The following is a 15,809-nucleotide window of genomic DNA, read 5'->3' on the forward strand; positions in this document are numbered from 1 at the left end:
ATTTTGAGCTTTGTCAAGTATTAAGAAAAAAATCTTGACGGTCTTGGAGAGTAATGTTAGAAACAATAAAAAAGGGAGATAAAACTTAACAAGAAATTTACTTCTCCAGAAGAAGAAGGAAGAAGGAGGATAACTCAATGAGCTATGAAGCTGCAAATATCCGAAATGTCGGATTGGTCGGTCATGGGCATTCTGGGAAGACCTCTCTGACAGAAGCAATGCTATTTGATGCCAAGGCGATTGACCGATTAGGGAAAGTAGAAGAGGGGACGACAACGACCGATTATGACGAGGACGAGAAAAAGCGTCAGGTCAGTATTAGTTCGGCCCTTGCCTATTGTGAATGGAATAAACATAAGATCAATATTTTAGATACCCCAGGATTTGGAACTTTTATTGCAGACACCCGGGCCTCTTTAAGAGCCGTGGATAGTGCTGTTGTCGTGGTCAATGCAGTAGCCGGGGTAGAGGTCATGACCGAAAAAGTCTGGGGGTTTATCAACGAATATGACCTTCCCAGGTTAGCGTTTATAAACAGGCTGGATCGGGAACGGGCCAGTTTCGAAAGAACTTTAACCAGCATGAGGGATCTGCTTTCAAAGGATATCCTGCCGGTACAAGTTCCTTTAGGTGAAGAAGAAGCTTTTAGAGGGGTCATAGATCTCATCCGGAACAAAGCCCTGGTTTATCAGAAGGATTTATCTGGAAGTTATAAAGTAGAGGAGATTCCGCCCGATTTAAAGAATCAGGTTGAAAAATACCGGGGTGAGCTCATGGAGAAAGTTGCCGAACTGGATGACGGGCTCCTGGAGAAGTACCTGGAGAGTGGAGAACTCTCAGAAGAGGAACTTACAACCGGGTTACGTAAAGCTATCTTGGCCAGACAAATCGTCCCGGTCTTTTGTGGTTCTGCAACCAACAATATAGGAGTTCAACCTCTCTTAGAGGCTATTATTAAGTGGTTACCTTCGCCTTCAGAGAGACCTCCCATGGTAGGGGTTAAACCGGGAACCGAAGAAAAAATTGTTCGACAGGTAGATCCCAACGAGCCATTTTCGGCTCTGGTTTTTAAAACAATTGTAGATCCTTTTGCAGGACGTATTTCCCTGCTTAAAATGTGTTCCGGTAAACTCCAGGTAGACTCTCAGGTATATAATTCTTCTAAACGAGAACGGGAGCGGGTTGGGGCCATTGTTTGGTTGCAAGGAAAGAAGCAAAAACCTGTAGAATCGGCAATCGCTGGAGACCTGGTGGCGGTTCTCAAACTGGTTCATACGCTGACCGGAGATACGTTATGTGATGAAAAGAACCCTATTGTATATCCGCCCATTGAGTTTCCACAACCGGTTATTTCCTTTGCCATTGAACCTAAGTCCAGAGGAGATGAGGAAAAAATCAGTGCAGCCCTTGCCCGAATTAATCAGGAAGATCCGGCCCTGAGATACCATCGGGATCCCCAAACCAAGGAACTTCTCGTATCCGGGATGGGACAACTCCATGTGGAGGTTGCCATCGATAAGCTCAAAAACCGTTATGGTGTGGAAGTAGATCTTAAAACCCCCAAGGTCCCTTATAAGGAAACCATCAAATCGAAAACCGAAGTCCAGGGTAAATATAAAAAGCAATCGGGAGGTCGGGGACAATACGGAGATACCTGGTTAAGATTGGAACCGCTACCCCGTGGAAAAGGGTTCGAATTTGCCGAAGAAATCGTCGGCGGTGTTGTTCCCAAGCAATATATTCCGGCTGTTGAAAAGGGGCTTCTGGAAGCTATCCAATCCGGGGTCTTGGCAGGTTATCCGGTCACGGACATCAAAATTACCCTTTTTGACGGTTCCTATCATGAAGTGGACTCTTCGGAAATGGCCTTTAAAATCGCAGCTTCCATTGGATTTAAGGAAGGCATGAAAAAATGCAATCCAACCCTCCTGGAGCCTATCATGCTGGTGGAAGTAACCGCTCCAGAAGAATACATGGGGGATATCATCGGAGACCTCAACAGCCGAAGAGGTCGCGTTCTGGGCATGGATTCTCAAGGTGGAATCCAACGAATCCGGGCTCATGTACCCTTGGCTGAGATGTTAAAATACTCTCCCGCCTTACGCTCCATCACTGGTGGACGTGGAGACTACACCATGGAGTTCTCCCATTACGAGGAAGTCCCCAGTCACCTCCAGGCGAAAATCATCGAAGAAGCGAAACGAGAGAAGGGTGAGGAATAGCGTGTAGGACTGGGGAGTATGGGAGTATGGGGGTGTGGGGGTGTGGAAGTGTGGGAGTGTGGAAGTATGAAGATATATACTTCCACACCCCCACACCCCCATACTCCCATACTCCCATACTTCTTTTTTAATGCGATACGGTTTTGTCATAGATCATCGTAAATGTATCGGTTGTCATGCCTGTACAGTTGCCTGCAAAGAAGAAAATCGGGTTCCTTTAGGAGTGAATCGGACCTGGGTAAAGTATATCGAAAAAGGAGAATTTCCGAACACCCGCAGACATTTTGCGGTTCTTCGCTGTAATCACTGTGATAATCCTCCTTGCGTTTTTATCTGCCCTACCGCCGCCCTTTTCAAAAGATCGGATGGGATCGTCGATTTTAATCAGGAGCGTTGTATTGGCTGCAAATCCTGCATGCAAGCCTGCCCCTATGACGCGCTTTATCTGGATCCGGAAACCCAAACAGCGGCAAAATGTCATTTCTGTGCCCATCGTGTAGAAGTTAACCTTAAACCGGCCTGTGAAATCGTTTGCCCGGAAGAAGCCATAATTTCAGGAGATTTAGATGACCCCACCAGCAAAGTCTCTCAAATTATAGCCCGAGAAGTCGTGCAGGTAAGGAAGCCGGAACAGGGAACCTATCCTAAACTTTACTACCTCAATGCCGATAGTACCCTCCTTACTCCAGGTACAGCTCCGATCTCCAATACTTACCTGTGGGCAGAGATACCTGATAAAAAGGACCTGGAGAATTCAAGACCTTCTGGGATCCGGAAACCCGAAGATAAGGAACTGCAGGGACTTTCTGAGGGACAAGGGCAAAGGGCACCTGCCGTGGAAGAATCGGATCTGGCCCGAAAAAAGTTTCTGGCTAAGTTATTAGGAGAAGATGGGGTGAGTTCAGAATTAAGTTGGAAATCCGACGGGTTGGATTATAAGACCCCGTTAACGGCCCGGACCGTTTACGATGTGAACCATCCTAAACCCTGGGGTGGAAAAATTTCCCTTTACATCTGGACTAAATCCATTGCGTCAGGTACCTTCCTTTTATCGGCGTTCCTTCCCTACCTGTACGGGCGGATGGAAGGATCGGCTTTATCCGAAAGTACTCTGTTTAAATGGGGAGGACCCTTGCTGGCCCTTATTTTTTTGGCCTTCACTACAGTCCTTCTCATTGCAGACTTAAAACGACCTGAGCGATTCTTCTTCGTTCTTACGAAACCCCAATGGCGGTCCTGGCTGACCCGAGGTGCCTATATCCTGGTTATTTACGGACTCATTCTGTCCCTCTGGTTTTTGGCAACTCTGATGGGGGGAGAAGAAACCCGACAATTCCCCTGGACGGGACTTAGAGCGACGCTTTTCTGGCCCGGGATCATCTTCGCGGCTTTCAGTGCTATTTATACCGGATTTTTATTCGGTCAGGCAGAAGGGAGAGATTTCTGGCAAAGTCCTTTGATGCCGGTCCACCTCCTGATCCAGGCCATGTTAGCAGGAGCTGCAACGCTCCTGTTACTGTCCGTGATCCTTTCAACCTTTTCTATGGACTCTCCGAGGGTTTTGGGATTGACCGTTCAAACTTTGAACACCCTTCTGATAGGAAGTCTGCTGCTAAACGCTTTTATAATCCTGGCAGGTGAATTGTTGATGCCCCACCCCAACCGGGATATCCAGAGGGTGGTTCGCCTCATTATAAAAGGCCCTTATAAATTTCTTTTCTGGGGAGGGGTCCTCTTTATGGGACATATGTTGCCTCTATCCCTCCTTTTAGCACCTACAGAAGCCTGGACCTTGCTTGGCTTGCTTCTCTCTATCTTTGGAATCTTGGGTGCCTTATCAGAATGGACGAGAACCCCCCGTCAACTTTCTTTAAAACCTTATAAAGGGATATATTGGATAGTTTTGACTCTCCTGGGTTTTATACCCCTTGTTTTACTCCTTTCAGGAAACATCTCTATATTTACCTCCCCGGCCAACTTTCTTGCACCCCTGTTGAGTTTAGGGGGACTTCTGGCCTTTGAGCACGTTCGCGTTATGGCAGGTCAATCGATACCTTTGAGTTAGTATAGGAGTATGGGCGTATGGGGGTGTGGGGGTATGGGAGTATGGGAGTATGGGGATATGGAAGTATGGGCGTATGGGAGTATGGGAGTAAATTCCCCCTCACACTTCCATACATCCATACCATACTTCCCTGCGCCCACACCCCCATACGCCCATACTTCCATATCCCCATACCTGTTTTATGAATCAATTATGGAATGCACCACCGCCGGAGAAGTGGGATAATTGGATAGAGTATGATGCTACCCGGTGGCCAAAGAAAGTTCAAAAGAATTACATGCTTATTCCAACGGCTTGTTTTAATTGTGAAGCGGCGTGTGGTCTTTTAGCTTATGTCGATAAAGAAACCCTGCAGATCACCAAATTGGAAGGGAATCCTCTCCATCCTGCCAGCCGGGGTCGAACCTGTGCCAAGGGACCGGCTACCATCGATCAAATCCGTGATCCTGAAAGAATTCTCTATCCCCTTAAACGGGTGGGTAAGCGTGGAGAAGGAAAGTGGGAGCGGACAACCTGGCATGAGGTTTTAGAGGTTTTTGCCACGCGAATTCGAAGGGCTCTTCAGGAAGGTCGTCGCCATGAAATCATGTACCATGTGGGGCGTCCAGGCCATGATGGGTATATGGATCGTATTTTGCAAGCCTGGGGAATAGATGGGCATAACAGCCATACCAATGTTTGTTCGGCCAGTGCCCGGACCGGCTATGCCCTCTGGCATGGCATGGATCGACCGTCTCCCGACCACGCCCATGCCAAATTTATCCTGCTCCTCAGTTCCCATCTGGAAACAGGCCACTATTTCAACCCCCATGCCCAACGGATCATCGAGGGAAAAATGCGAGGAGCCAAACTGGCCGTCATCGATACCCGCCTTTCCAATACGGCTTCCATGGCCGACTATTGGCTGGCTCCCTGGCCCGGAACGGAAGCAGTCATCCTGCTGGCCATGGCTAACATCCTTTTACAAGAAGAACTTTATGACCGGGAATTTTTACGTCGTTGGACAAATTGGCAGGAATATATGCTGGACCTGGAGAATGACAGTATGGAAGTACAGGAGTATGGGAGTCGGAGAGCATCTCCTACCTCTTCACCCTCCCATCCTCCCACCTCTCGGACTACAAACAAAGAGGTAACCTTCGAGAATTTCTTGAATAAGCTCAAAGAAATTTATGCTGTTTACACCCCTGAGTTTGCCGAACAAGAAAGCAAGGTTTCTGCTCAATTGATCGTCCAGGTCGCCCGAGAGATAGGAAAAGCCGGATCGGCTTTCTCTACCCATATATGGCGCAATGCGGCAGCAGGCAATCTGGGTGGCTGGCAGGTTGCCAGGGCTTTAGAATTCCTCAACGTTTTAACCGGAAGCGTGGGAACCCCAGGAGGAACCTCCCCTAACACGTGGGATAAATTTGTCCCAACACCCTTTATCAAACCTCCACCCCAGAAAATCTGGAACGAGCTTCTCTGGCCCAAAGAATATCCCCTGGCCCATCATGAGTTGAGCTTCCTGCTTCCCCACTTTTTAAAGGAAGGGCGTGGGAAGTTAAGTGTTTACTTTACCCGGGTCTACAATCCAGTCTGGACCAATCCCGATGGATTTAGCTGGATAGAGGTTCTGTGCGATGAGAGTAAGATCGAACTCCATGCTGCTTTAACTCCCGTTTGGAATGAAACGGCTTGGTTTGCAGACTATATACTTCCCATGGGAGTTGGGGCAGAGCGACACGATATCCAAAGCCAGGAGACCCATGCAGCTAAATGGATCAGTTTTCGGCAGCCTGTTCTTCGAGTCGCCCGGGAAAAACTGGGCCAAAGAATAGAATATACCTATCAGGCCAACCCAGGTGAGGTATGGGAAGAAGACGAGTTCTGGATCGAGCTTTCCTGGCGTATAGACCCGGACGGAAGTCTGGGAATCCGGCCCTACTTTGAATCTCCCTATCGACCCGGGCAAAAAGTAACCGTGGAAGAATACTACCGCTGGATTTTTGAAAATAGCGTACCCGGTTTACCGGAAAAAGCCCGAACCGAAGGACTTACGCCCCTGGAATATATGCGGAAGTACGGCACGTTCCTCGTTGAAGATAAGGTCTATAAAGCCCATGAAAAGGAATTGAAACCCCGGGAATTAGGGGTGGTTTCCATAGATACTAAAACCGGAGTTATCACCCGAGCCGGACAACCTATCGGAGTTGAAATTGATGGGAAAGCCTACGTAGGCTTTCCCACACCTTCCCGAAAATTGGAGTTTTATTCCAAAACCCTAAAACAGTGGAAATGGCCGGAATATGCGATCCCCGGTTATATTAGAAGCCATGTACACTGGAGCCACATAGACCCCAGTAAAGGGGAATACGTTCTAATCCCTACCTTTCGATTACCGACTTTGATCCATACCCGATCGGGCAATGCCAAATCCCTTTACGAAATCTCCCATACCAACCCTGTTTGGATTCATCCTGAAGATGCACAACGGTTAGGGGTAAAAACAGGTGACCTGATTAAAGTGATTACCGAGATTGGATATTTCGTTAATAAAGTCTGGATCACCGAAGGCATTCGCCCCGGAGTGATTGCCTGTTCCCATCACCTGGGACGATGGCGATTGAAGCCCGATCTGGGAGGCGAGCGCTGGTCTACAGCCCTGGTTAGCTTGGAAAGCGAACCCGGTGGAAAGTGGCGTATGCGGCAATTGGAGGGAATTCGCCCCTTTAAAAGTGATGATCCAGACTCTGAACGGATCTGGTGGAACGATGCCGGAGTCCATCAAAACCTGACCTTTCCCGTTCATCCTGATCCTGTCAGTGGACAACACTGCTGGCATCAGAAGGTTAAAGTAGAAAAAGCCGGACCTGACGACCGCTACGGAGATATCTTTGTAGATACTCAAAAAGCCTTCCAGGTTTACCAGGAATGGCTCAAGCAGACACGTCCGGCTCCAGGACCCAATGGCCTGCGAAGACCTCTCTGGCTGACCCGAGCAGTTAAGCCAGATCCCGAAGCGTATAAGTTTTAGATAGGAATGACAGAATTAGCAGGATTTAGAAAACAAAAAACCTTACCAATCCTGTTAGATGTTGAAGAAAAAGTCTTTCAATGGCTCAGCTCCGGAATTCAGATGGTTATTGTAATCAATCCACGCAAACGTACCGTAGTTGTTTATTACTCCGATAGCCGTGTCATATATTTGACTGAACAAAATATACTGGAGGGTGGAAAGGTAGTGCCGGGATGGAGGATCCCGGTTAGGGATTTATTCGTATGAAGGTTTATGAAACTTCTCTTTGATAAAGGTACCCTGATTTTAAAGGAGGTACCGGCTTCTCTGCCTATTCCTCCAGAGTTTATCTTCGATAACCGCGTTGACAAATACCGCACCCAGGGTTATCGGTACCGTTGGGTTGTAGAATATTTTAAGAAAAACCGAATATCTTTTGAAGACTGGGTCCCGGCCTATCAAAAACTTCAACTCACCCGTCGACTCCAGTTTGATCCCCATCCTTTTCAGCGAGAAGCTATCGAGGCCTGGAAGGCAAACAAATTTTTAGGTATTATTGAACTTCCTACGGGAGCCGGGAAGAGTTATGTGGCACAAATGGCTATCGAACTGACGCAACGAAGTACCTTAGTCGTAGTACCGACCCTGGATTTAATGAACCAATGGTACGATCTCCTGGGTGCTGCTTTTGGAGGTAATCAGGTTGGTCTTCTGGGAGGAGGATACTACGAACTGAATTCTTTAACAGTTACCACCTATGACAGTGCCACCAATCATATGGAACGCATGGGTCACCGCTGGGGGCTTATCATCTTCGACGAGTGCCATCACCTTCCTGGACCCATGTATGCCCATGCAGCAGAGATGTGTATAGCCCCCTACCGATTGGCCCTGACGGCAACCCTGGAACGGGCAGACGGCCGGCATGTCCTCCTGGAGGATCTGGTAGGACCGGTCGTTTACAGAAAGGGAATTAAAGATCTGGCCGGAGCATATCTGTCCGATTACGAGGTAAAAAAGATCACGGTACACCTTTCCTCAGAAGAACAGGTCGAGTACACTACGGCCCGAAAGGAAATTGACAGTTTCGTTCGGGAACACGGTTTGTCCTTATCCAGTATCGAAGGATGGAAACAATTTATCATTCACAGCTCTCGGACTCCGGAGGGCCGTCGCGCCATGCTGGCCTATCAAACCTCCAGGAAAATTTCCATGGGGACCTCTTCCAAGCTCAGGGCTCTGGAATCTCTTTTAAAACAACACGCCAGGGATCGGGTGATTATTTTCACGGCAGATAACGAAACGGTTTATACCATCAGTCAGACTTTTCTTATCCCGGCCATTACCCATCAAACGGATACGAAGGAGCGAAAAGCCATCCTGGAAGCTTTCAACCGGGGAGATTACTCCGTTCTGGTTACTTCTAAAGTACTCAACGAGGGAGTTAATGTGCCAGAAGCTAATGTAGCCATCATCCTTTCTGGATCTGGAAGTGTTCGGGAACACGTACAGCGGCTGGGTCGGATTTTAAGGCGCCGAGAAGGAAAACATGCAACCCTTTACGAAGTGGTCACGAAGGGAACCGTGGAAGAACGTATCAGTCAACGCCGGAGTAAACATGATGCCTATCAATAAAGTATAGGGGTGTGGAAGTGTGGGGGTGTGGAGGTATAGGGGTGTGGGGGTATGGGAGTATGGGAGTATGGGGGTAGGGAAGTATATCCTCCCGCACTTCTACACCCCTATACTTTATACACTCTTCGTGAATAAACCAAATCAATAACTTACGAAAAATGCAAGGGGGAAATTCCACATCTTACATCGGGTCTTCACCCTCTCGGCCCATACATCATTACCAATACCCCCACGAGGGCTATGCAACCTCCCATAATATCGAACTTGTCTGGAACTATCCGATCCACCCGCCATCCCCAAAGAATAGAAAGAACAATAAAAACACCTCCATAAGCCGCATACACGCGACCAAAGTTTGCAGGTTGCAAGGTTGGGATGATACCGTAAAGAAATAAAACCAAGGCCCCTATACCCGCAAACCAGGGACTCTTACCCTCTCGCAACCAAAGCCAGACCAGATAGCCCCCTCCTATTTCACACAAGCCCGCAATTACAAAGTATAGCAGAGATTTAATGATGTGCATGGGTCATTTTGAAAGAACTCCCTTTCTCCCCAAGCTGACTTATACCCAACAGTGGGACGCGGGGACACGGGAGACACGAGGACGCGGAGACAAGATTCCCCGTGTCCCCACGTCCCACTGTCTGGATCGAATGGGTATTCCAACGCTACCTTCTGTTCTAAGATGAGATCTCCCGCCTGTTTTCTTCTATCTCGGAATCCAATGAAAAGACAGGTGGAAACTGAAGGGGGAAGAAATTTTCATCTATAAATGAAGTGGCCCAGTGATGAATTCGAAGGGCTCCCAGTTCCCATCCATAATCCTTGTATTGAGTTTGAAGAAGGAGATCTCTTTCAGCCTTTTCTAAGTAGAAGATCGAGGGTGGAATGGCTTTATAATCCGTCCATATTTTAGACGGTAGAAATTCGTAGGTTTTCTCTTGTTTATTGATAAGAAGTCGTCCAATTTGTTCCCATTCTCCCAGGGGATTAAAGTCGAAGGATTGGACAATATATTCTACCAGGATATCCTCATTTCTCACTTGAGTCAGCTTAACATGACTAATACCCATCCACTTGGCTCCTACAAGGTTATAAAGATTTAAAGGTTTTTACCACTACGTACTATCTAAGATAGCTGCAATTTTCATACTCATCCTCCTATTTTTTATTTTTCATAGCGAAGGGTTTGATCGGTGGGAACCGTACCTATTTCTCTCCGACTATCAGGACTGACTGCCTGGGGATCGGTTTTTACGTTGATACAAGAGGGAAGTCCGGAGGAAAAGGCTTTTTCTAAGGCAGGTCTTAGCTCTTCCGGTTTTTCCACATAAATTCCGAAACCTCCCAGCGCTTTGACCATTTCTTCGTAGCGAGAATATCGTAAATCAGTTGCAATGGTCCTTTTAAACTCTACCTGCTGATTATACTTTTCGATGGCCCAGGAGGCATTGTTGCTGATTACCACAACAATGGGAAGATTATGTCGTATTGCCGTATCCATCTCCATGGCATGAAATCCAAAGGAACCATCTCCAACCAAAAGGAGGACTTGTTGATGGGGTCGGGCCAGCTTAGCAGCCAGGGCAAAGGGTAGCCCTTGACCCAAACAACCAAATGTTCCAGCATCCAGCCAGTGTCTGGGTTCATAACTTTCCAAACTGATGCGGGCAAAGGAAAGGATATCTCCCCCATCTACCACAAGGGTAGCGTCTCGACTCACAAAATCTCGGATCTCTTTACATAATCGAAGGGGATGAATAGGAACTGCAGAACTATTCAGTGTGGCTTCTAGACTTTGTCGAGCGACCCGATCTTTTTCCCGAAGAGCTTCAATCCAGGTGGTAAAGGCCTCTCGGGAAGTTAACGACTTTCCCTCCAGGGCTTGAAGGAGTTGTTTAAGTACTGCCCGAGCGTCTCCCACGATCCCTACGTCTATATCCCGGTTATAGCCTATTTGTTGAGGATCAATATCTACCTGGATAACTTTGGCTTTTTCATTAAAACGGGGCGGACGCCCGTAAGCCAGAACATAGTTAAATCGGGCTCCGATTACCAAAATAACGTCAGCATTTTTCAGTGCGAAGGATCGTGCTGCCGGAAAGTACAGCGGATGACCTGCTGGTATGAGACCCCGCCCATTATGGGTGAGCCACACGGGAATTCGGAGTGCTTCCACAAAATCCCGGAGTTCCTGGGTGGCCTGGGACCTCCAGACTCCCTGGCCTGCCACCAGAAGCGGTTGTTGAGCTTCGAATAAAAGTTTTACGGCTTTTTCTATGGCTGAGGGGTCTCCTTGAACCCTCGCTTCCGGCCTGTAGTGGGCAGGAAACCAGACGTTTCCCGGTTTGACCCGATTTCGTAAGATGTCTGCCGGGATATCTAGAAAAACCGGACCAGGTCTTCCGGTAACGGCAATGCGAATCGCCCGGGTTATAAATTCAGGAATACGTTCTGTCTCCAGGATCGATTCAGACCACTTGGTAATGGGCCTCATGAAAGCTACTTGATCCATTTCATGGAACCCTCCCATCCCGAATTGCTTCAGGGGCGGGCGCCCTGCCAAGAGAACAACCGGATTACCCGAAGACCAGGCATTGGCTATCCCGGTCGCTGCATTGGTAACCCCCGGACCCGCCGTAACCGTTGCAAAACCTATTTCACCTGTAGCCCAGGACCAGCCATGGGCCATATGGATGGCGGCCTCTTCGTGCCGGGTATCGATCACTCTGACCCCTTCGTCGATACAGGCATCCAGAATAGGACCAATGTGCCCACCATTTAAGGTAAAAAGATATCGAACCCCTTCTTTCTTGAGGGTTTTGGCCACTAAAACACCACCATGGATCTCACTCATCTTGAAAAAGGATCATCTAGCCACTCAGGCATTCTAATACACACAGGGCCTAATGAAAAAATTACCCTTTCCTACTCCCCTGTTTCTTAGAATGCCCGGGTAGCTAAACTGTTAAAAAGCGTTTTGAATATGGTCTATGCGAGGCTTCTTGCTTTTTGAATCGGGCAGGTAAATCCCGATCACATCGAATCGAAACTGGGTATTTACCAGGTTATTCTGACTGATATAGTATAAAGCTACCTTTTTAACTTGCTGCTGTTTAGGATAGGTCACCGAATTGTAAGCTGGACCCAAAGCTTCGGATTTTCGTGTTCTTACCTCTATAAAGACAATGACCTTTCGGTCCTCTGCAATGATATCGATCTCTCCGAGTTTACATCGGAAATTGATGGCTCGAATCTGATACCCCAACCCTTCAAGATATTGGAGGGCCATCCCTTCTCCTATTTTTCCCAAACTTTTTGGGTTATCCATGTTTTATTCCTGCTCCCTTCACCCTCTAGCGCCAGGATAAGAAGGTTAGCCCCGGTGGGGCGACCGGTTGATAGCTTTTAGAAATTCTTGATGTTCATTACGATAATCTTTTCATCTTGTAGTATACCTTCGGGGTTTTTGTCAAATAGAATCGTAAGGGTTCTTCTTGACATGTTGTTTAAGTATTCTTAGTATTTTATAGATATGGAAAACAGGATTCAAAAACCGGAACAAGCGGAGATTCCCTTTTTCGGAGGGAAGAAAAGATATCGGGCTTTCAGTGATCATCTGAAGGAACTGTTTGGGGAGAAGGTTTATCGGGTGACCCTGGATGCCGGATTTACCTGTCCGAACCGGGATGGATTATTGACCTATGGCGGTTGTACTTTTTGCGATGAACGTGGTTCTGGGCCTCGAGCTTATGATGCAGCCGTAGCTATCCGTGAACAACTTCGACAGGGAATGGAAGCCATGCGGCGCAGGTACAAAGCTCAAAAATTCATTGCTTATTTCCAGGCCTTTACCAATACTTACGCACCGCCCGAGGTTCTAGATAAGATTTACAGCCAGGTCATCGATCATGAAGATGTGGTAGGGCTTTCCGTGGGTACCCGACCGGATTGTGTTCCAGAGCCGGTTCTGGATGTCCTGGAGAAATATGCTGAACGACTGTACTTCTGGGTAGAGTATGGGATTCAATCGGCCCATTTTAAAACCTTAAAACTCATTAACCGGGCCCACGGTCTTTCGCACTTTATCGATGCTGTATTGAGAACCAAGAAACGTAAAGGCATTCGGATCTGTACCCATGTTATTTTGGGACTTCCCGGAGAGAACCGGGAGGAGATGATGGAAACGGCCAAAATTATTGCAGCCCTGGGTCTCGATGGCATCAAGATTCACCTCCTTCACATCCTCAAAGGAACGGCCATGGCCAAACAATACGCACGAGGTGAGCTACGGGTCCTGGAGTTAGAGGAGTATGTGGATCTTGTTTGTGAGTTTTTAGAGTATCTTCCGCCGCAAATGCTTATTCATCGCCTAACCGGCGAAGGCCCCCGGGATATTCATATAGCCCCCGATTGGGCCCTTGACAAAGCCAAGGTCCTTGCCCATATCAATCAGGAACTGGAACGTCGTCAGACGTACCAGGGAGCAAAATACGGCTTTTCGATTGATCTGCAACGGGTCCCTCCACCCTCCCCTTATCCTGCTACTTCCCCTGATAAATTCATTGACAGGGAACCGGGTTTATGATTAGGGTTTAGGGAGATAGAGAAGCAAAATCCAGAAGGTGAATTTTTAATCATTATCCAGAGGAACTTCAGACAGGATTAACAAGATCGGCAAGATACAAAGAACAGAAAAATCTTGTAAATTTTCGTTACTCCTGTTTCTATTTCAAGAAATGCCTATCTTTAAACCTGAAGAACTCAAACAGGCGAGCTCCGATGTTTTTCAAGCCGCCGGAGCTCCTAAAGCAGAAGCTGATTTAGTAGCCGATTTTCTGGTTAGAGCCAATCTGGCCGGTCATGACTCCCATGGGGTAATTCGGGTTCCCCAGTATGTTGGGGAGATCAAAGCCGGTCATCTGGTTCCCGGAGCACCCATTAAAATAGTTCAGGAAACCCCTTCTACCGCTCTTATTGACGGAAACTGGGGATTTGGTCAGGTCATAGCTAAAAGAGCTACGGAGATTGCCATTGAGAAGGCCCGCACTCAGAAAATTAGTATTGTAAATGTTTACAACTCCAACCATATTGGAAGACTTGGGGATTATCCCCATATGGCCGCCCAGCAAAACATGATTGGGATCATTATGGTAAATGCAGGAGGCGCGGGTCAAAGCGTAGCTCCTTTTGGAGGAACGGCCAAAAGATTGGCCACCAACCCTATTTCTATCGCCGTTCCAACGGCCGGAGAGGCTCCCCTTATTTTGGATATGGCAACCAGTGTGGTTGCAGAAGGAAAGGTACGCGTTAAAAGAAATCGTAAACAGAAGACACCGGATGGCTGGCTTATTGGGATTGATGGAAATCCTATCAATGATCCGGAGGCTCTCTACGCAAATCCCCCTCGTGCCGCCATTTTACCCCTGGGAGGACTTACGGCAGGACATAAAGGTTATGGATTAGCCTTTATGATAGAAATTCTTACCGGAATTCTGGCCAGGAACGGTTATAGTAATGAAAAAGCATCCCGGATCAGTAACGGAACCGTCATCATTGCCATCGATGTGGCCGCCTTTATCCCGGTTGAAGAATTTAAACGTCAAGTCCTGGACCTGATCCGATACATCAAAACTTCTCCGTGTATGCCGGGAGTTGATGAAATTCTGGTACCCGGAGAACCGGAATATAAGGAAGAAAAAAAACGACTCAAAGAAGGAATTTTTGTAGAAGATGAAACCTGGAACCAGATTAAAAGGTTAGCCAAGGAATTGGGCCTCAAATCTTTTATTTCTAAGTAATTTACACAGGTCAATTGTAACGACTTTAGTCGTTACCTGTACAGACCTCCCGGAACGACTAAAGTCGTTATTATTTTCAGTAAACGAGAATACGTCCACAGTATTCGCAGAAAGTGAGTTCTCCTCGATTTTTAAGCGCATTGAGAGAAAGACTGGATATTCCTATGTTACAGGAAGAACATGAATTATCGACGACCTTAGAGAGAACACTTCCTTTATAGCGGGTTTGAAGCCTTTCAAAAGCTCTTCGGAACTTCTCATCGATTTGGCCTACAATATCTTCCCGATTTCTCATGAGTTCAGATAAAAGCTTAGGCGTTTCCCCATTCCTCGAAGGATTCTCCTGCAAAGATCCAATTTGCTCGTCGATTCGATTCAATTCAGATAATAAAGCTAATTGATGCATGGCTTGTTTCTCCTTATGATTATTTAAAATCTAATAAATCTTGGATTTCACTTTCTCAAATTTTATCGCGCAGCCGGCTTTTATCTGCTTTCTAGCTTTTCCCACCCTCGCCGCCTTTCACCCTTCCCCGGCATATTGCGTTTGAAAATAATCCGAATAAAAATTCCTCCTCCTCAATAGATCCTCTTTCTAATCTGAAGGGAGGTAATGATTCTTTTTAGATCTCCTTTCCTTCAATCTCCTCAGGCTACTTAGGACCTCTCCGTAGCACTTTTTATATCTCACGTCTGGCTGCAATTCTTAAGTATAGCAAGGTTAATACCAGGATTTTTGTTTCAGATTGGTATAAGATTCAAAGCCTGAAAAGCAAATCTGACAGGGTAGGACTGCAATTAGCGATTCCAGAGTGGATATTTTTTTCTTTTCGGAAGGGATATGTCATACTGACATATCCCTTGGGGGATTTCCAGAAGATCGTGTCATTTTGACAAAGTTTGGGAAAGAAATTTCAGGGTAAACGGGGAGTTATGTCTTTTTGACATAGTTTTAAGCCGGCAAAGGTCTTAGAAAAAACTATTGACTTTTGAGCAAATTTATTATGGAATAAATACAAAAGTTATTAAAAAATTCAAATAAGGAAATCACTAAAAGCAGCTTAATAACTTTCCGTTGCGTCGATAG

Annotated in this window: 13 protein-coding genes; 8 read left to right on the top strand and 5 right to left on the bottom strand. The window is 46.9% G+C overall.

The features are described 5' to 3' along the window. Positions 1-137: 137 nt before the first annotated feature. The 6 genes from fusA to VNM22_07145 all read left to right on the top strand — a co-directional run bounded on the left by fusA (position 138) and on the right by VNM22_07145 (position 8,920). The gene (gene fusA / locus VNM22_07120) at positions 138-2,222 is read left to right on the top strand and encodes an elongation factor G (protein HWP46918.1); all 2,085 of its coding nucleotides are present in this window, start codon (positions 138-140) and stop codon (positions 2,220-2,222) included. Between the two features lie 130 nt (positions 2,223-2,352). Next, the gene (gene nrfD / locus VNM22_07125; GenBank protein ID HWP46919.1) at positions 2,353-4,287 is read left to right on the top strand and encodes an NrfD/PsrC family molybdoenzyme membrane anchor subunit; all 1,935 of its coding nucleotides are present in this window, start codon (positions 2,353-2,355) and stop codon (positions 4,285-4,287) included. A gap of 17 nt (positions 4,288-4,304) precedes the next feature. Continuing rightward, the gene (locus tag VNM22_07130; protein ID HWP46920.1) at positions 4,305-4,472 is read left to right on the top strand and encodes a hypothetical protein; all 168 of its coding nucleotides are present in this window, start codon (positions 4,305-4,307) and stop codon (positions 4,470-4,472) included. Then, the gene (locus VNM22_07135) at positions 4,469-7,303 is read left to right on the top strand and encodes a molybdopterin-dependent oxidoreductase (GenBank protein HWP46921.1); all 2,835 of its coding nucleotides are present in this window, start codon (positions 4,469-4,471) and stop codon (positions 7,301-7,303) included. The genes VNM22_07130 and VNM22_07135 overlap by 4 nt, the downstream gene beginning before the upstream one ends. A 6-nt stretch (positions 7,304-7,309) precedes the next feature. Next, entirely contained in the window at positions 7,310-7,552 is a 243-nt protein-coding gene (locus VNM22_07140) for a hypothetical protein (GenBank protein HWP46922.1), read from the top strand. Between the two features lie 6 nt (positions 7,553-7,558). Next, complete coding sequence (locus tag VNM22_07145) at positions 7,559-8,920, top strand: DEAD/DEAH box helicase family protein (GenBank protein ID HWP46923.1); 1,362 nt, start codon at positions 7,559-7,561, stop codon at positions 8,918-8,920. 194 nt (positions 8,921-9,114) lie between these two features. On the opposite strand, the gene VNM22_07150 is transcribed toward VNM22_07145, so the two are convergent. The 4 genes from VNM22_07150 to VNM22_07165 all read right to left on the bottom strand — a co-directional run bounded on the left by VNM22_07150 (position 9,115) and on the right by VNM22_07165 (position 12,252). Continuing rightward, entirely contained in the window at positions 9,115-9,444 is a 330-nt protein-coding gene (locus VNM22_07150; protein ID HWP46924.1) for a YnfA family protein, read from the bottom strand. 157 nt (positions 9,445-9,601) lie between these two features. Next, positions 9,602-9,994 (bottom strand): hypothetical protein, encoded by a 393-nt coding sequence (locus VNM22_07155; protein HWP46925.1) that lies wholly within the window; start codon positions 9,992-9,994, stop codon positions 9,602-9,604. 95 nt (positions 9,995-10,089) lie between these two features. Then, positions 10,090-11,778 carry a thiamine pyrophosphate-binding protein gene (locus VNM22_07160; GenBank protein ID HWP46926.1) on the bottom strand — a complete coding sequence of 563 codons (1,689 nt, stop codon included), beginning with the start codon at positions 11,776-11,778 and terminating at the stop codon, positions 10,090-10,092. 111 nt (positions 11,779-11,889) lie between these two features. Beyond that, complete coding sequence (locus tag VNM22_07165; GenBank protein ID HWP46927.1) at positions 11,890-12,252, bottom strand: YraN family protein; 363 nt, start codon at positions 12,250-12,252, stop codon at positions 11,890-11,892. A 204-nt stretch (positions 12,253-12,456) separates the two neighbouring features. Between VNM22_07165 and VNM22_07170 the strand changes: the two genes are divergently transcribed. Further along, entirely contained in the window at positions 12,457-13,509 is a 1,053-nt protein-coding gene (locus VNM22_07170) for a TIGR01212 family radical SAM protein (protein ID HWP46928.1), read from the top strand. A gap of 151 nt (positions 13,510-13,660) precedes the next feature. After that, positions 13,661-14,722, top strand: coding sequence for an Ldh family oxidoreductase (locus VNM22_07175; protein HWP46929.1), 1,062 nt, complete (start codon positions 13,661-13,663; stop codon positions 14,720-14,722). Positions 14,723-14,798: 76 nt separating this feature from the next. Here the strand turns inward: VNM22_07175 and VNM22_07180 are convergent, their stop codons facing one another. Next, entirely contained in the window at positions 14,799-15,128 is a 330-nt protein-coding gene (locus VNM22_07180) for a C4-type zinc ribbon domain-containing protein (GenBank protein ID HWP46930.1), read from the bottom strand. Positions 15,129-15,809 lie beyond the last annotated feature (681 nt).

The organism is Candidatus Limnocylindrales bacterium (assembly GCA_035559535.1).
Classification (GTDB): Bacteria; Moduliflexota; Moduliflexia; order Moduliflexales; family JAUQPW01; genus JAUQPW01.